Origin of the sequence: Microcoleus sp. MOSTC5, from assembly GCF_036701825.1 — a bacterium.
Lineage (GTDB): Bacteria > Cyanobacteriota > Cyanobacteriia > Cyanobacteriales > Microcoleaceae > Microcoleus > Microcoleus asticus.
Window position 1 is genome coordinate 1 of sequence record NZ_JAUBRK010000049.1, and the last position, 16328, is coordinate 16328.

General features: G+C 44.3%; 16 protein-coding genes. 5 read left to right on the forward strand and 11 right to left on the reverse strand.

Annotated features, from left to right (window positions below):
• Positions 1-55: 55 nt before the first annotated feature.
• Together QUA54_RS23995 and QUA54_RS24000 are read right to left on the reverse strand one after the other, a co-directional pair.
• Positions 56-310 carry a hypothetical protein gene (locus QUA54_RS23995; protein ID WP_333416600.1) on the reverse strand — a complete coding sequence of 85 codons (255 nt, stop codon included), beginning with the start codon at positions 308-310 and terminating at the stop codon, positions 56-58.
• 41 nt (positions 311-351) lie between these two features.
• A complete protein-coding gene (locus QUA54_RS24000; protein WP_333416601.1) occupies positions 352-522 on the reverse strand; it encodes a hypothetical protein in 171 nt (56 codons plus the stop codon).
• A 58-nt stretch (positions 523-580) separates the two neighbouring features.
• Between QUA54_RS24000 and QUA54_RS24005 the strand changes: the two genes are divergently transcribed.
• A complete protein-coding gene (locus QUA54_RS24005; RefSeq protein ID WP_333416602.1) occupies positions 581-2233 on the forward strand; it encodes an FAD-dependent oxidoreductase in 1653 nt (550 codons plus the stop codon).
• 62 nt (positions 2234-2295) lie between these two features.
• On the opposite strand, the gene QUA54_RS24010 is transcribed toward QUA54_RS24005, so the two are convergent.
• Positions 2296-2661: a GxxExxY protein gene (locus QUA54_RS24010; RefSeq protein ID WP_333416603.1), complete on the reverse strand. Its 366-nt coding sequence runs from the start codon at positions 2659-2661 to the stop codon at positions 2296-2298.
• A 102-nt stretch (positions 2662-2763) separates the two neighbouring features.
• On the opposite strand from QUA54_RS24010, the gene QUA54_RS24015 reads away from it, so the two are divergent.
• Positions 2764-5487, forward strand: coding sequence for a valine--tRNA ligase (locus QUA54_RS24015; protein WP_333416604.1), 2724 nt, complete (start codon positions 2764-2766; stop codon positions 5485-5487).
• Positions 5488-5642: 155 nt separating this feature from the next.
• Positions 5643-6140: a hypothetical protein gene (locus QUA54_RS24020; protein ID WP_333416605.1), complete on the forward strand. Its 498-nt coding sequence runs from the start codon at positions 5643-5645 to the stop codon at positions 6138-6140.
• Positions 6141-6282: 142 nt separating this feature from the next.
• Here the strand turns inward: QUA54_RS24020 and crtB are convergent, their stop codons facing one another.
• Together crtB and pds are read right to left on the reverse strand one after the other, a co-directional pair.
• Positions 6283-7212, reverse strand: coding sequence for a 15-cis-phytoene synthase CrtB (crtB, locus tag QUA54_RS24025; RefSeq protein WP_172186569.1), 930 nt, complete (start codon positions 7210-7212; stop codon positions 6283-6285).
• 92 nt (positions 7213-7304) lie between these two features.
• A complete protein-coding gene (gene pds / locus QUA54_RS24030) occupies positions 7305-8678 on the reverse strand; it encodes a 15-cis-phytoene desaturase (protein ID WP_333187388.1) in 1374 nt (457 codons plus the stop codon).
• Positions 8679-8874: 196 nt separating this feature from the next.
• Here pds and QUA54_RS24035 point away from each other — a divergent pair, with 196 nt between their 5' ends.
• Positions 8875-9435 (forward strand): DUF6009 family protein, encoded by a 561-nt coding sequence (locus QUA54_RS24035; RefSeq protein WP_333416606.1) that lies wholly within the window; start codon positions 8875-8877, stop codon positions 9433-9435.
• Positions 9436-9528: 93 nt separating this feature from the next.
• Complete coding sequence (locus QUA54_RS24040) at positions 9529-10167, forward strand: restriction endonuclease subunit R (RefSeq protein ID WP_333416607.1); 639 nt, start codon at positions 9529-9531, stop codon at positions 10165-10167.
• Positions 10168-10269: 102 nt separating this feature from the next.
• Here the strand turns inward: QUA54_RS24040 and QUA54_RS24045 are convergent, their stop codons facing one another.
• From QUA54_RS24045 to QUA54_RS24070, 6 genes are all read right to left on the reverse strand, one after another.
• Positions 10270-10899 carry a TraX family protein gene (locus QUA54_RS24045; RefSeq protein ID WP_333416608.1) on the reverse strand — a complete coding sequence of 210 codons (630 nt, stop codon included), beginning with the start codon at positions 10897-10899 and terminating at the stop codon, positions 10270-10272.
• Positions 10900-11363: 464 nt separating this feature from the next.
• Positions 11364-12626 carry a hypothetical protein gene (locus QUA54_RS24050; RefSeq protein WP_333416609.1) on the reverse strand — a complete coding sequence of 421 codons (1263 nt, stop codon included), beginning with the start codon at positions 12624-12626 and terminating at the stop codon, positions 11364-11366.
• An 86-nt stretch (positions 12627-12712) separates the two neighbouring features.
• Positions 12713-13801: an SPFH domain-containing protein gene (locus tag QUA54_RS24055; RefSeq protein WP_333416610.1), complete on the reverse strand. Its 1089-nt coding sequence runs from the start codon at positions 13799-13801 to the stop codon at positions 12713-12715.
• A 123-nt stretch (positions 13802-13924) separates the two neighbouring features.
• A complete protein-coding gene (locus tag QUA54_RS24060; RefSeq protein WP_333416611.1) occupies positions 13925-14695 on the reverse strand; it encodes a Uma2 family endonuclease in 771 nt (256 codons plus the stop codon).
• Positions 14696-14940: 245 nt separating this feature from the next.
• Complete coding sequence (locus tag QUA54_RS24065) at positions 14941-15981, reverse strand: DUF6745 domain-containing protein (RefSeq protein WP_333204284.1); 1041 nt, start codon at positions 15979-15981, stop codon at positions 14941-14943.
• A gap of 90 nt (positions 15982-16071) precedes the next feature.
• Entirely contained in the window at positions 16072-16326 is a 255-nt protein-coding gene (locus QUA54_RS24070) for a hypothetical protein (protein ID WP_172186576.1), read from the reverse strand.
• Between the last annotated feature and the right edge of the window lie 2 nt (positions 16327-16328).

The following is a 16328-nucleotide window of genomic DNA, read 5'->3' on the forward strand; positions in this document are numbered from 1 at the left end:
AGCTATAACCTGCAATCTGCTCCACTTAAGGCAAACCCTTGATTATAGCATAAAATTATTTTGCAAGAGGTCTAATGATAGAGCCAAGTCTTTCCCACTTGATATTTATATGTTTTTTTATAAAATCTGGTAACATCTGTTCCACCTGAATTGAAACAGACTTTAATGGTTCTTCTACATATTTTAAAAAATCTTTTTTATGTGCCAGGTAAAAATCTGAGCTTTCATCTGCTGTAGTATAAAATTGTGCCAATAAGTTAAATGTGTTTTCTGAAAAAGGACATTCAGGATGTACAAAAACTTTTTCCATTTTTTCTGTATGTTTAAGGTGACTCAATTGTTGTTCTTAAATTATTGTAGCCGATCGCCCTTCCCGACACCAGATATCTGAGATGCGATCGCACCCCCCATCCTTACCCACATCAATTGCCCTGCCAAACCAGTAACACTGGCAAAACCTCTAACAACAGTTACCGGAAAAGTTAAAACTGTGTCGAAACTATCTAAACGTGCTATATTCAACTCCGTAAACCCTGAACTGCCCTTTCAGGTATTGCAAATTTATAAACGAGTCAACTGAATGCTCTCTACTTTCAAGAAATTAGCTTCAATTGCAATCTTCTTTGTCGCAGTAAAACTTTTAGTTAACTATCCCCCTTTCAGAGAAGCAGAAAATTATATCGCAAATAGAAACCCAGCAAGTGCCACTTTAGACAATGGAACTCTGCACCAAAAATCCAGCAGTCCGCCTCCCGTACCTCGCAAAAAATCACCGGAGCAAAAGTTCGATGTAGTAGTGTATGGCGATGAAGTACCGGGGATATGTGCGGCGATATGGGCTAAGAAAACTTTAGGCGCAAAGGGCAAAGTTGCGATCGTGCGATCGAACTACGGAAGTGATCCTTTGGGCGGCTTACTCACCCGCGGCGGTTTAGCTTACATCGATTTAGATAAAATCTCCGATTGGTATCGTCAACCCTACGCCCAATGTTTTAAGGAATTTTTAGATAAAGCGAATGCGCCCGAATCTTGCTTAGACCCAAAAATGGCAGATCGAGCTCTCAAACAGATGCTTTCAGCAGCCAAAGTCAAAATTATTTCCAACTCAACTCTTACTCCCCGCGTCGTAGATAAAAAAATTGAATATGCCGAAGTAAAAGGCAGCAATCTAATAATTAAAGCCAACTCTTTTATTGACGTAACTCAAGATGCCGAATTCGCCAGAAAAGCAGGGTTATCTTATTATACAGGGTATGAATCTCAAAATATAAAATCCAAAAATGAAACTTTAGCTGTCTCTGTAGTTCCAAGAATTACAGGTATAACGATGTCCGAATTCCGCAGCATAGAAGATGAAATTCTCTACAACAGGCCTTTGGTAAAAAAAATTAAAGACAGCATTATGAAATCTAAAGATCCGGCTAGTACAAAATTCTGGATGAGGAATTTCTGGAGTACGATTTATCAGCCATATACAGACGGCTACGACATCAGAAGCGTAGCTATAGGAGCAGCGTATCACATAGACAGAAATCTGCCGTTTAGCCAAAATAAAGGATTCTTTTTTGATAAAGGCAATGTCTGCGTTTATAACAAAAATGTGCTCTCCTGGAACGGGTTTCTGTTTAAATACCAAGTTGACCAAATCATGAAGATGGAAGCTAACGGCAGAAAACCGACTCCTGAGATGATTAGAGAAATGTCATTTCTCCAATACTGGCTACAAAAGAAATCTGGTAAAGATGTGAGAGTATTTATTCCAGACGAGGTTTATATCAGGCAAACTTTGAACGTTCGCGATGTGGTAGATCCGCTGACGGGGCAGGAGATTATCAAAGGGGGAACTGCACCCGAAAAGTCGATCGGCAGTTTTTCCTACGACTTCGATATGCGGGGCGGAGTCAAGAATTTATCTGCGAGAATTCCGCCGCTACCAGTCTATAATTTCGGCATAGAAAACGCTTTGGCTAGCAAAGTCAAGAATTTAGCCATTGTCGGGCGATCGTCCGGTTATGTCGGTATGGCTGTATCTGTCGGGCGAATTGCGACGGTGAATATTTATCAAGGACAAGGTGTGGGCGTGGCCGCTGGTTTGGCTAGCAAGTTCGGCGTGCCGCTGAATACGATTACTTCGGCTGAAACGAAAAAAACTCTGGAGACTTTAACGGGGAAAACTACGTATTTGTCGGGGAGAGATACGAGTTATGGCGTGGATTATAAGGAAGTGAAATAATTAAAGATATTCAGAGGAATGAACCGCAGAGGGCGCAGAGAGGGGAGGGATAAAAGGGTTTGTTAAGAGAGGATGAGGTGGCAGATTCCTTCTTTTAAAAAGGGGACATTGAAGTTGATGAGAAGCGCTAGATGATAACCAGCCATTTTGAGGTAGGAGATAACTTGAGCCTCATGGATAGGAAGTATAGTTTGGACTGACTTTAATTCAACTACGAGAGTGTTGGCAACCAGCATATCGTATCTGCCTTCCCCAACCACAACACCTTTGTAAATGACATTCACCGTAGGTTGAGGTTCAAAAGGAATTCCCAGGCGCGAGAGTTCTTCACGCAACGAATTCTCATATACCGCTTCCAAAAACCCCGGCCCCAACTCGTTATGAACCTCCATCGCCGCCCCAATCACAGCATAAGTCAACTCTTTCAAATCCCCTCCCAACTCTCTTCCCTCTGCGCCCTCTGCGGTTCAAACATCTTCTCCTCGCTCTCCTGTGGCACAATCTAAATAAGATCAAACTCTCAAGCCACCATGACCGCAAACCTACCCCCGCAATACGACCCCAAAGCCACCGAAACCAAGTGGCAAAAATACTGGGAAGACAATCAAACCTTCAAAGCTGACCCAGAAGCCGGCGGCGAACCTTACTGCGTCGTCATTCCGCCGCCCAACGTGACCGGCAGCCTCCACATGGGACACGCTTTTGAAGAGACGCTGATTGATGTCCTCGTCCGCTATCACCGCATGACTGGACGCAATACGCTGTGGTTGCCGGGAACGGATCATGCTAGCATCGCAGTTCAAACTATTCTCGAAAAGCAACTCAAAGCAGAAGGCAAAACTCGCCACGATTTAGGCCGAGAAAAATTCTTGGAACGGGCCTGGGAGTGGAAAGCTGAATCGGGCAATACTATTACTAATCAATTGCGCAGTTTGGGCGTGTCTGTCGATTGGTCGCGCGAACGCTTTACGATGGATGAAGGCTTATCCGCGGCGGTTTTAGAAGCGTTTGTCCGCCTGTACGATGAGGGGCTGATTTATCGTGGCAATTACCTGGTGAATTGGTGTCCGGCTAGTCAGTCTGCTGTGTCGGATTTGGAGGTAGACCAGCAGGAAGTTGACGGGCATTTGTGGCATTTCCGCTATCCTTTGACGGACGGTTCTGGTTATTTAGAGGTGGCGACGACTCGGCCGGAAACGATGTTGGGCGATACAGGGGTGGCTGTGAATCCACAGGACGATCGCTACAAGCATCTTATCGGTAAAACTGTGACTTTGCCGATCGTGAATCGCGAAATCCCAATCATTGCTGATGAGTTTGTCGATCCGACTTTCGGAACTGGTTGTGTCAAGGTAACTCCCGCCCACGATCCGAATGACTTCGAGATGGGTAAGCGTCACAATTTGCCGTTTATTAACATTATGAATAAGGACGGCACTTTAAACGAAAATGCCGGAGAGTTCCAAGGACAAGACCGATTTGTTGCCAGGAAAAATGTGGTGAAGCGCTTAGAAAGTGACGGGGTTTTGGTTAAAATAGAAGATTATAAGCATACAGTTCCCTACAGCGAACGCGGCAAAGTCCCGGTCGAACCTTTGATATCTACGCAATGGTTTGTGAAGATAGATCCTCTTTCTCAACGTGCTTTAAAAGAATTAGATCAAAATAACTCACCAGTCTTTGTTCCTGAAAGATGGACAAAGGTTTATCGGGATTGGTTGGTGAAGCTGAAGGATTGGTGTATCTCCCGACAATTGTGGTGGGGACACCAAATCCCGGCTTGGTATGCTGTTAGCGAAACCCAAGGAGAAATTACTGACACGACGCCGTTTGTGGTGGCAAAAACTGAAGCTGAAGCTAGGGAAAAAGCAACGGCTAAATTTGGTAATGACGTGCAGTTAGCAAGAGATCCAGATGTATTGGATACTTGGTTTTCGTCTGGGTTGTGGCCTTTCTCAACTCTGGGATGGCCTGACGAAACTAAAGATTTGGAGTTTTACTATCCGACAACGACTTTAGTTACGGGTTTTGATATCATATTTTTCTGGGTTGCTAGAATGACGATGATGGCCGGACATTTTACTGAAAAGATGCCTTTTGATACTGTTTACATTCACGGTTTGGTGTTGGATGAAAACGGTCAAAAAATGTCTAAAAGTAAAAATAACGGTATCGATCCGCTGCTGTTGATTGGCAAGTACGGTACTGATGCTTTGCGCTACACTTTGGTTAAGGAAGTGGTTGGGGCCGGTCAAAATATTCGCATGGAGTACGATCGCAAAACTGATGAATCGAAATCAGTGGAAGCTTCGCGGAATTTCACGAATAAGTTGTGGAATGCGGCCCGGTTTGTGATGATGAACTTGGAGGGACAGACTCCGCAGCAGTTGGGAAGTCCTTCTGTGGAAGCTGGTTTGGAATTGTGCGATCGCTGGATTCTTTCTCGTTATTATCAAGTTGTGCAAGAAAGCCGCAATTGTTTGGAAAATTACGGCTTGGGGGAAGCGGCGAAGGGACTTTATGAGTTTATTTGGGGCGATTTTTGTGACTGGTATATTGAGTTAGTCAAATCTCGCTTGCAGCAGGATGCTGAACCAAATTCTAAGAAAGTGGCACAGCAAACTTTTGCTTTTGTCTTGGAAGGTATTCTGAAACTTCTGCATCCTTTTATGCCGCACATTACTGAGGAAATTTGGCACACTCTGACTCAAACAGGTGACGATGGATGTTTGGCTTTGCAAGCTTATCCTGAAGCGGATATCTCGCTAATTGATGCTGATTTGGAACAGCAGTTTGAGTTGTTGTTCGGTACAATTCGCACAGTTCGCAACTTGCGGGCAGATGCTGATATCAAACCCAGTGTGAAGGTGACGGCGATTTTGCAAAGCGAAAGCGAGAAAGAACGCCAAATCATCTCAGATGGAGGCGTTTACATTCAGGATTTGGCAAAAGTCGAAAATCTGACAGTTACGGCTAGTTTGGATGCAGATTTAGGACAGACAATTGCTGGGGTTGTCGGTACTGTGCAAGTATTGATTCCTCTGGCTGGGGTGGTGGATTTGGAGGCTTTGCGTGCTAAGTTAGAGAAGAAGCTGAGCAAGGTGGAAGCTGAAATTAAGCATACTGCGGCGCGTTTGACTAATCAGAAGTTTGTGGATAAGGCTACTCCTGATGTGGTTCAGGGCGCGAGGGATGCTTTGGCGGAAGCCGAAAAACAAGCGGAGATTTTGCGCGATCGGCTAAAGGTGTTTTAATAGTTGACTGTTGACTTTTGCGGGGGCGGGTTTACGAGATAGTTAGTTTCAGGCAATTATTGTTGGTAAAACCCGCCCCTACGAACTCGCAAATCTTACAAGAAATAACTAATAACCCCTATCTAAGAACCAATAACCAATTACTAATTACCCTCATGTTATATTTAGCCCAAGTACAAAATCAGGAAAATTTAGGCGAGATAAGTCTGCAATTGCTGGCTTGCCAAAATTCTGATGATACTTGGGCTATTATTAGTGAAGAAAGTTTCTTGACATTACAGAAAGATTTTGATCGAAATCAAATTAACTCTGCAACTAATGTTTTAAATCAAGGGATTTTAGTATTAGCAAATGTTGACGAAAATAGCCAGATTTTACATATTCAAGCAGCGACCAACTGGGTGCTACAATTAGTAGATAAATATTTAACAACAGGCTTTACTCCCGATTTTTTGCAGCAAGAAGCCCAGAAAGCAGAAGATTGGCGGCAATCTCTCACTTTGCAGAGTCAAGAATTGTCTCGCCGCTTGATTGAAGTTGAAGCCCGCCGGGAACAAATTCAAAATTTAGAGGCAAAACTCCAGCAGGAAAAGCAATTGTTGGAAAGTTCGATCGATCAATTGAAAATTTCACCCGCTACACCGCCACTTTGACTTATATCGATACACAGCAGGCAGGGACACGGCACTAGCGCGTCCCCACAAATCTAATATGCAATTTGCTGGACATCATATAATTTGTAACTTGACAAATACCCCTTACCCGTTGCCGAATCGCCAGCAATACGGCCCGCGGCTAAAGCACTTTTGACTTCAGCCAAGCGGCGGGGAGACACAGCAGTTTCTGAGAATTGCTAACATAAGCCCGCTTTTGGAAAACATCGTACTGATTGCGTTCGATCGCATTTAAGATCCTGCTGTACAGCATGGTAGCAGCCCAAACTGTCCAGCGGATATCGGGACTCAGCACTTTAATTCCGGGTTCGGCGCTGGCGTATAATTTGCGAGCTCGCTGAATTTGAAACCGCATCAATTCCCGCCAGCGGTTGTCAATGACACCGTTGAATAAATCTTCTTCGGTGTAGTTAAACAAGGCTAAGTCTTCTAAGGGAATGTAAATGCGGCCGCGGCGGGCGTCTTCTCCGACATCGCGCAGAATATTAGTCAACTGCTTGGCAATACCGAGGGAGATGGCTTCTTCTTTGGGAATTCTATTCCCCCAGTGCCAATTCCAATTAGCAGCGGACTTCGATTCGTCTACACCCATGACAGACATCGACATCAGCCCTACAGTACCCGCTACTCGATAACAGTAAAGATTGAGCTCTTCAAAAGTTTCGTAGCGGCTGCGGTACAAATCCATTTGCTGGCCCGCAATCATCTCCCGAAACGGCTGAATGTCGATCGGGAAACGAGACAGCGTATCCACCAAAGCTACGTCGTAGTCGTCGTGAGGATGGCCGGCAAACACAGATTCTAGGCGTTTTTCCCACAGATTGAGGGTTTCAGGGGTCGTTGCATCAGAACCCGGCCCGTCTACGAGTTCGTCGGTGCGGCGGCACCAGACGTAAATCGCCCAAATTGCCCGACGCTTCGCTTCGGGCATGAGTTGAGTGCCTAAATAAAAATTTTTGGCATAACTCGCCGTAACTTGGCGGCACAGTTCGTAAGAGTCATCCACAGAAGCCAGAGTTCTCATGCACTGGAGTTTTGACAGTTGCAGCATCCGAGAATAAGAAATTTAAAGATTAGAACTGACATTCCCCCGTTTAGAAAACGGGAGATTCTTTTACGTTTTTATGAAAAATTCTTAATTTTTCATTTGTTATTGGCCGTCGAAATAGCCTGCGCTGTCAGCTTACCAGAAAGCACGGCACCTTCCATACTCGCAAGATAACGCTGCATTGTATAATCCCCCGTTAGATAGAAATTGCTAATGGGAGTTGTTTGTGTGGGACGGCACTGCTGGCGTCCGGGAGTGGCTTTGTAAACGGAACGTGGGGTTTTGACTACGTGATATTTGAGCAGTTTGGCTGGTTCTGGGATTTGATCGGGAAAGAGTTTTTCTAACTCGACCATTGTGGCTGCGACGATATCTTCGTCAGATTTGCCTATCCAGTCTTTGGCCGGTGCTAAAACCAGTTCCAGCATTGATTTGTCTGGGTTGGCATATTCGCGGCAGGTGTTGCTCATGTCGGCGTAGACGCTCAGCAGGGGCGATCGCGAGAACAGCAAATGGTCGATTTCAGTTAGCTTGCGATCGAACCACAAGTGTACATTAATGACGGGTACTCCCTCCAAGCCTTCGAGCTGTTTGAAATAATCCATTTCGCCCCAAGGTTTCGGCATCATCAGCTTCAGCGGGTCAACCGGCATCGCAGAAACGTAAATATCGGCCGTCAGAATTTCTGACTCTGCCCCTTTGACGCCCCGAATGTGGAAGCCGCGCACCGTGTTGTCATCGTTGAGCAAAAACTCTTTGATGGGTGCATTCAGCCGTACTTCGCCACCGCGCTCAGTTATGTAGTCTACCATCGGCTGACACAACCTCTCTGTGGGGGAACCGTCTAAAAAGGCCATTTTCGAGCCGTTTTTCTCTTGCAGGAAGCGGTTGAGGGCTGTCAGCAGTATGGTTGCAGATATTTCGTGGGGGTCGATGAAGTTGAGCGCCTTGGACATGGCGATGAATACTTCTTTTTCGACTCTGGGGGGGACGTTTTGCTTTTTGAGCCAGTCGGAAAACGAGTATTTGTCCATTTCTTCGACATAGTTTTGACCCTGAAGCATGGCTGGAATCAAACCTATACCGAAGCGGATTTTTTCGGGCCAGGTGAGCATATCGTTGTTGCCCAGGATGGCTGCGACGCCGTTGAAGGGGGCCGGAAGATCGGGAAAGTCAAACCGCGAATAAGTTCCGGGGTTGTTTGGCTGATTGAAAATCATGCTGTGCTGTTTCCATTGCAGCCTGTCTTCGATGTCGAGTTCTTTGAAGAGTTGGAGCATATTTGGGTATGCACCGAAGAAGATGTGAAGGCCGGTTTCGTACCAGTCGCCGTCTGCATCTTTCCAGGCGGCGACTTTGCCGCCGAGTACGTCCCGACTTTCTAGGAGGATGGGGGTGTGGCCCGCGTCGGTAAGATATTTTGCGCAGGAAAGTCCTGCTAAGCCTGCTCCGGCGATCGCAACTCGCATTTGATACTACTTGGCCTCTGTGTTCGCTTCGGTTTAATTATACTTTACAACTCGTTACATTTTTTGGGAACTGGGGCTGGTGGATGTGAGGAGTGCGGGGATGCTCTGAGTTATTTTTGGCGTAGCTGAGTTATGGCATTGCCATATTTGCCATACGTGCTATAATCTGGTTATCATCCACATAGAGGTAAAAATTATGGGCAGTTTAGTCAGAGACGAGACGTTAGTACACGAAGCTAAAATTGTCTGGCTTGTAGAAGAGGAAGAGATCAGTAAAATGCCTTGGGTGCGAGAGAGCGAAGTAGATTTTTGTAGCAGAAAAGGGGTCTCTAAAGAACGTCTTTCAGAGCTTCAGCAAGAAGGTCAAAGGCTGTTGGGATCTGCAGAATTAAAAGATGGTGCTCCCCCTACTTTTACTGAAGGAAATCACGAGTATTTTAACAGACGGATTTTCACAATTAGAGAAAAAGACTTTGAAGTTTACAAAGTAAATCACCCACTAGAAGCAGTAGAACCATTAAGTGTAGAACCCAAACTCAAGGGTCTACCTCCGAGTAAAAAATCTCAAATAGCTGTTAGAGTTCCTCCTAGTCTTTTTAGCAAGCTCAAAAGATATGTTCAGCAAACGGGCATATCTCAAACTGATGTCATAGTTAGCGCCCTAGCTAAACACCTAGATTCTGTCGAAGGTGTACCCATGATTCAGAGGATACTAGAACTGGAAAAGAGAGTTGATGCGTTGGAAAGCAAGAGTTAATAGAGGCAGTAATTAGGTCAACAATCCATTTGTAAGGTGGCCGTTGCCACCTTACTACACAATCTGTATAGACTTTAAACTTAGTGTAAAACGATGGTACAAACAATTCAAGCTAGAAATGTCGCACTGAATGATTTGGAAACCCACTTCAAAATTGAGTGGGTTGAGGATGACCAATTTTTTCGCGAGTGGCAAGATGATTTGCCAGAAATCAGTGATTATGAAAAACAACGATTAGACAGAGTGAAAGCAAGTTACAGGAATTTGCTCAAACATCCGCCGCTGCTCGAAAATACAGTCAAAATGGTGGTGCTGTCTCCGTTTTTGGATTTAGCTGATTTTTATCTTGCTCCTTTTCATGTTACTTCAGAAAAATCTGTAGAAATTGTTGACGAAGATGAGGGAGTGATTGTGAGGGGACAGTTGGATGTTTTGGCTTTATTTCAGGAGTTGTGGGTAGTAGTTATTGAATCTAAGAAAGCTGCGTTTTCTTGGGAAATAGGCATACCGCAGTTACTAGCTTATATGTTAGCTAATCTGAGTGCCGATCGACATACTTACGGACTGTTAGTCAATGGCTCTAGTTTTTTATTTGTCAAATTAGTTAAGCGGGAAACACCACAGTATGCTTTTTCTCGCTGGTTTTCTATGTTCAATCCGGGAAACGATTTGTACAGCGTGCTGAGTATTTTGAAGCGCCTTGGTGAGTTGAATGTTGGCAATACAGTTTAGAAAGCGATCGCACTCTTCTGTGAGGGCGATCGCTCAGAGACGCGGTTGTACTTCGTTTAAATAAAAAATCAACAATGAACTAATTAGAATCCCCAGTCTTATTTAGACAATTGTTCGCAGTGCCGCTAGCCCCCCAAGGTGTAGTGGGTAAAAATAATAGAAAAATCTTTTTTCGAGAGCCGTTGGTTTTTGGTCTTTAGAGGTATCGTAGAATGCCAGAACTAGCGGTGTCAATATAGCGAAAATTTGAATCCAGCTTTTGCAACTAATTGTATATCCGATATTTGCTATAGTCCAGCCGAACCACCAAAGGCGATCGCCTCCTCCTTTCCACCTAATCATCAATAGCGGGCAAGCCACTGCATACCAGCCGTAACTCACTCCTAAAATTTGAGCAGTTACTAGACCTGTGCTTAAAACTGCAATTTTGCGATCGAAGCGTCGGATGTAGCTCAAAGTTAGTGCTGCTGCGGCAAAGCTAAACATGATGTTTAACTTTAAATTGCCAAAAAGTAACATATGAGGTATTTGAGAAAGTACCCCAAATAATAGCAGTCGAGTAATTAGAGGATTTTTGTCTCCCGGTCGTTTCCAATTTTGAGCAAACACCCAACTAAACAACGGAAAACTGAGGCGACCGATGATACGCATGGGTTCTGCTTCAAGCATTAATCCGATGTGGTCTATTAGCATTAGAGCGGCAGCTAACCATTTAATTTTATTTTGATTCATACAATTAATTATCTAATTATGTTATTAAAAGTTCGTTGGTTGTACTAATTCAATATTCTTGTGATTTTTTGACACAATATATTTACAAACTTTCGATTTTTCAGTATGTCTGATATGCTATAGAGTGCCGTTATTGAAATTTTGTTTAATGTCAATAGTTCGTATTTTATCTATTTTTTATGAAAACAGTATTTGTTTTTATTAAAATTTTCAGTAGAATTAAATCGAGTTTACTCACAATCAATCGTTAAAGCAACGCCTAAATTAAATATAACAAGTTCTCTTTAATTTAGGTGTATTAAAAAAGATACGTAAAAACACTGTTGTGTACTCCTTAAGGTAGATTTACCTTAAATTTATTGATTCGGCTCAAATAATAATTGAGTTAATTTTACTGACATCGATCGCGACTACTACACCGACGATGCCTCCGCAGCCTTCGGTGACGGCTTCATCCAGAATTACTACAGTGAAGAGGGAACAGGCGCTGGTGGTAATTTTTGGCTCGGTACAGGTGCGGTAGAGGGAATAGGAACTGGCGGTAAACTTTGGTGCGGTACGGGTAAGGAAGTTGGTTGGGGTTGCGGTTGAGGCAGACCGGGAACACGGATATATCTCCAATTACCAGTAAACAATAGGTACATAACACCCGCAACCACGACACCGCTAACCACAGCAGCAGTAATCTTCCAAACACTGTAGGGACGCTCACCTTGAACTTCAGCGGTGCGAGCATTAACCATTACTTGATATCGCTGGTTTTGATAGCGATAGGCACACAACCACACAGGTAACAAAATATGTTTAAAAGTGATAGCATTGTAATCAGTGGAAATGCTGTGAACCCGCTGCTCGTCGCCACCAATATTCCTGCAAACATCGAAGTGAATAGTACCGGCCATGACATTTTTAGCCGATTCAAATCCTTGAGTGAGAGAAACTTGCGTTCGCTGCGCTTCAAACCCAGGTAAATAAGATGAATTGTAAGCGCGCAGCGACTCTTTGAGATGCCAAGGTTCTAACGCATCCAGACGGCGGCGATCGACAGAAGTTGTGGCCGGAATCAGAATATCGTCAAAAGAGCGATCGACTCTGCCAGAAGCAGGCCACCACCTGGTATGTTGGACTTCGCGAGTTTTAGTTTCAGTTTCGCCCTGCGAGTTTGTTTCCGTATAAGTTTCAGTCACGTAGTAGTGTTCTCCGCGAGAACCCTGATAGTAACTAACGGTATAAGTGTCGTAAGTCCAAAACGGCAAATAAACCCCTTGAATTTTCTCTTGTTGCGCTAGGGATTTCAAAGCAGAAGGAGCAAACCAGCGGTTGCTTAGCCACTTCTGAATGCTTTCTCTGGCTTGTTTATCAGTAACTTCAAAAGGAACAATTCCCTCTGGATGCACACTCGGGCTAGCTTTTTCAGGTTGCGTCACAATTGGAGAAGCGCAAAATGGGCATTGGCCCGCTACTTTCGGCGGTTCAAAAGTAACACTTGCTCCGCAATCATTGCATTTTACTTCAAGGGCTGTTGTTGATAAAGTTGTCAGCGTTGTTTCGTCGAATTGTAGATATTGTTCGTAAGAATTTTCCTTTACCTCTTCAGCAGTTTGGGGAATTGCATCTTCCCAGCCGCAGTAAGCACACTTGAGTTTTCCTGCTTGGGGGTTGAACTCTAAATAAGCCCCGCAGCTAGGACAGGGAAAACGCTTAACAGCAGGTTCCGAAGTATTCATAATAGTTTATTGGTGATGTAATTGGTAATTGGTAATTTGGAAACCCGATCAATTACTAATTACCAATTAACTAAATATGCAAAATTTTAGGCTGCCGCTGGCGGGGGAGGCGGCGGTACTGTCGCCAACAAAGATGCTAATTCCGGCACTTGCGATGCTAACTTCCAGCCGTCAAAACCCGCACGCCACACCATTACCTGATGTGTCAAACCATTTTGCAGAAGTTGATGCAATTCAAAAGGGCCTAATTGTTGACCGTTGTGGGCAATATACCACTGAGTTTGTGTGGGTGGGGGAGGTGGCGGCGGTGTTTGCGATGCTGGCGGCTGCATCATATTTGTCATTTGCTGACCTAGTGCCATTCCCATGCCAAATTCTAATGCTTGATTGCCGCCGCTGGGGTTATTTGCTGATGCTTCTATGGCGTTAGCAGCTTGATATTGGGTATATTGCTGCATATTTCCCAGAAGTCCGATTGAGGCTCGTTTGTCGAGTGCTGCTTCAACTTCAGGCGGCATCGAGATATTTTCAATTAATAGCTGAGTTAACTCTAACCCAAACTGCTGGATACTTGGCTCTATGGCAACTCGTACTTGTTCGCCCATGTGGGTGTAGTTGGCTGCAAAGTCTAAGAGGGGAACGCGGGAACTGCCAACCCAATTGGCAAAGGCACTGACTATTGTATTGCGGAGTTGATCGGTGATTTCATCTACTTGAAATAGTCCGTCAGTGCTGATTAGTTGTTTTAAGAGTTGTTCTGGATGAGAAACTTTAATGTTGTATGTGCCAAAAGCCCGCATTCTCACTGGGCCGAGTTCTGGATCGCGGATAATTACAGGGTTAGAGGTTCCCCATCTCAGGTTGGTAAATATTTTGGTGTTAAAAAAGTAGACTTCTGCTTTAAAGGGAGAGTTAAAACCGTAGGACCAACCTTTTAAGGTGCTGAGAACGGGTAAGTTGCGGGTGTACAGTTCGTACATTCCCGGAGCGAAGACATCGGCACCTTGACCTTCGCTGACAAAGACTGCTATTTGTCCGGGTCGTACAGTTAGTTTAGCACCTTGTTTAATTTCGTTTTGGTGACGCTCGAATCGATAGGCAATGGTATCGCTGGTATTGTCCAACCATTCGATGATATCGACAAATTCGCCGCGAATCTTGTCAAAGAGTCCCATAGATTTATTTTGGGTTGTTGTTTGATTTTAGCTTCAATAGGAGCGATCGATGTTCCCGATCGCCATTGTAAAGTTTTTAGATGCGATCGCGCTCAGATGGGGGCGATCGCACTTGCAGACAATTCACAATTCCGGTTGAATTCCGGCCGATCGCAACTGAGCGCGCAATTGCTCTAATTGGTCTTCTGCTTGTTGAGCTCTTTCCTGTTCGCGATCGGCTCTTTCTGCTCCCGATAACAACAGATTTCCTGCACTATCCCACCAGCGCAGCCAAGGTAACTCAACATTTTGATACCTTCCCTGCCAAATTCCCAATTCCACTCCTAACGGTTCAATGGGATAATGACCGCGCTCATTTGCACCAACTAATTGATACCTATCTTCGATCAGGTGATAGACTTCAACGCTAGCCTTAGTTACTTCATAAATTCCGTAAAATGCCGGACGGATGACATTTTCATAAATCCAGAATTTACCCGGCTTAGTTTCCTGTTGACCCGAGCGCAACAAAGGCGTTCTGTCCCGTTCTTCTGCACCATTGCCCGATACAAATTCTAACACAATTAACGGTGCTACAAATTCTTGCCACATCACATAAGAACGGCGCAATTGACCGTCAATAGTTGGCGGAACATTAGGCACATAAAACCAGTCTGGCGCTTCTGCACTCCGTTCTAGCGGCTCAGTTAATCGCCAATAAATGCCACTGTCTTGACCGATACAATAGTTACCATCTGGATGAATGCTTTGTAAGACGGAAGTAATTGAATCGGTTAACAGAATACTTTGGGGATGTTTTTGAAAATTTTCAACAAAAGTACCGTCGGATTCTGGTAGCTGAGTGTGGTCTGGCCAGCCTGTAGGGTTGTTTTCTACATCTAGGGTAAATTTCATAATGTTATTTTGATTGGAGGCTTTTTCAGAGCAAGGGCGATCGAGCTTTTATTATCGATTGTATGTGATATATTTCACACTTTCAGTCCTGGACGCACGGGTAGTCAGAAACCGGTTTTTTTGCCCAGAAGACGCGTTACAACCCGCAAAAACGGCCAAAAACCCGGTTTTTTTGGTACTTATGCGTAAGTTCTGACTTTAACAAAATAAGTTCAGCACTTTTGTTTATAAAACTGTAATGCCATTCAGGTCTGTACTGAAAATTCTTCACAATCGACTCCCCAATTCACCCATTTAATCGCTTCTCTCGCTGAGTTAATATCGGGTGGCACTCGCAAAGCGTGAATAAATCCGGTGCTGGGACAAATCATTTTTAACATATAAATTGGCTCTACGTCAACGTTTGTATCAATTTTTAATAAGGTGTATTCTTGCCAAGTATTTAATTCAACGGCTGCTAATTCGCGGGCTATGCGATCGTAACCAATTCCTTGAATTAGCACTCGCTTGAGTTCGGCGTTTTCTTCCTCTAACAGCCATTGGGGTTGCCACTCATTGGGGTGGATTTTTCCGTATTTTTCGGGTAGGGTGACGCCGTGATAGGAATAGATGCTGTATCCATCGGCAAATTGAATGGCGGGCCCTCCTTCGGCGTGGAGGCGGTGTTGGCTGTCGAAGGAGAGAATGCGAGGGCGATCGCACACAATACAAACTTTTTCATAGGTAAAAATCCAGCCGCATTGAGTTGTCAAAGACTTAAGCGCTTGCCACTTTCTGGGGTTGTATTTGCACTTTAAGACGGAGAAGCAGAAGTCACAATCTGCCGCAAATTCTGCCCATACTATAGAATCTAGAGGCTCATAATTTTCGTCATGAAAAAATTCTTCCTCACCAAGGCTTGCTTCCAATAGTTCCTGAAAAATATCAGAAAATCTATTCCATGCTTGCGGGTAAAACGTGCCCGACAACTCATCTGAAAGCTGTTCGCTTATATTTTCCCAAGTCTCGTTGTACAGTTGCTCTGCAAATTTCTCAAAAAGGTTGGCTCCGAATTTTTCATATAGCTGAGTAAGTGATTCGCAGCTCATAAGAAGATTAGCGGCTTCGTAGGGGCTACCGCAAAAAATAATTTCGGGTTCTTTTTCGTCAATTGCGAGGTAAGCTTGTTTAACTGCCTCTGATGCTTTTTCGCGATCGATCGGCTCAGTGGAGTACATGATTTCGCACCACTTTTCATGATAAACTAGCATTAAATCTTCTTGTTCTGGAGTAAGTTGTTCAATCATCGCTGTCCTCTACAATCCATCGACACCTGCATACAGCAAGTAAGTCATTTACAGGTCTTGTTATCCAGCAAAGAAATCACAGCAAAGAAATCACAGCAATTCCTCCCGTTTTTCAAATTCCCCTTGTTCTCCCCGCACTAAAGGTTCATCCTGAAAGCACCCGCAAGTTATCTCAAAAAAACCGGGAGACCAGCCTAAATCTTCCGGTGTTTTAGCTTCATTTGCGGGTGATATGCGCTGGAAAACTACAATAACTTCCAAATCTGTATCTGTAATCCCAACCGGGACTTGCAAATGCAGCATCCCGTCCGAACCGACGCGCGATCGTACTTTAATACTTTGCATAA

What these genes read in the sequence shown, in the direction of transcription:
- QUA54_RS23995 (WP_333416600.1), bottom strand. Translation starts at nt 310, where the DNA reads ATGGAAAAAGTTTTTGTACATCCTGAATGTCCTTTTTCAGAAAACACA.
- QUA54_RS24005 (WP_333416602.1), top strand. Translation starts at nt 581, where the DNA reads ATGCTCTCTACTTTCAAGAAATTAGCTTCAATTGCAATCTTCTTTGTC.
- QUA54_RS24015 (WP_333416604.1), top strand. Translation starts at nt 2,764, where the DNA reads ATGACCGCAAACCTACCCCCGCAATACGACCCCAAAGCCACCGAAACC.
- QUA54_RS24020 (WP_333416605.1), top strand. Translation starts at nt 5,643, where the DNA reads ATGTTATATTTAGCCCAAGTACAAAATCAGGAAAATTTAGGCGAGATA.
- crtB (WP_172186569.1), bottom strand. Translation starts at nt 7,212, where the DNA reads ATGCTGCAACTGTCAAAACTCCAGTGCATGAGAACTCTGGCTTCTGTG.
- pds (WP_333187388.1), bottom strand. Translation starts at nt 8,678, where the DNA reads ATGCGAGTTGCGATCGCCGGAGCAGGCTTAGCAGGACTTTCCTGCGCA.
- QUA54_RS24035 (WP_333416606.1), top strand. Translation starts at nt 8,875, where the DNA reads ATGGGCAGTTTAGTCAGAGACGAGACGTTAGTACACGAAGCTAAAATT.
- QUA54_RS24040 (WP_333416607.1), top strand. Translation starts at nt 9,529, where the DNA reads ATGGTACAAACAATTCAAGCTAGAAATGTCGCACTGAATGATTTGGAA.
- QUA54_RS24045 (WP_333416608.1), bottom strand. Translation starts at nt 10,899, where the DNA reads ATGAATCAAAATAAAATTAAATGGTTAGCTGCCGCTCTAATGCTAATA.
- QUA54_RS24050 (WP_333416609.1), bottom strand. Translation starts at nt 12,626, where the DNA reads ATGAATACTTCGGAACCTGCTGTTAAGCGTTTTCCCTGTCCTAGCTGC.
- QUA54_RS24055 (WP_333416610.1), bottom strand. Translation starts at nt 13,801, where the DNA reads ATGGGACTCTTTGACAAGATTCGCGGCGAATTTGTCGATATCATCGAA.
- QUA54_RS24060 (WP_333416611.1), bottom strand. Translation starts at nt 14,695, where the DNA reads ATGAAATTTACCCTAGATGTAGAAAACAACCCTACAGGCTGGCCAGAC.
- QUA54_RS24065 (WP_333204284.1), bottom strand. Translation starts at nt 15,981, where the DNA reads ATGATTGAACAACTTACTCCAGAACAAGAAGATTTAATGCTAGTTTAT.
- QUA54_RS24070 (WP_172186576.1), bottom strand. Translation starts at nt 16,326, where the DNA reads ATGCAAAGTATTAAAGTACGATCGCGCGTCGGTTCGGACGGGATGCTG.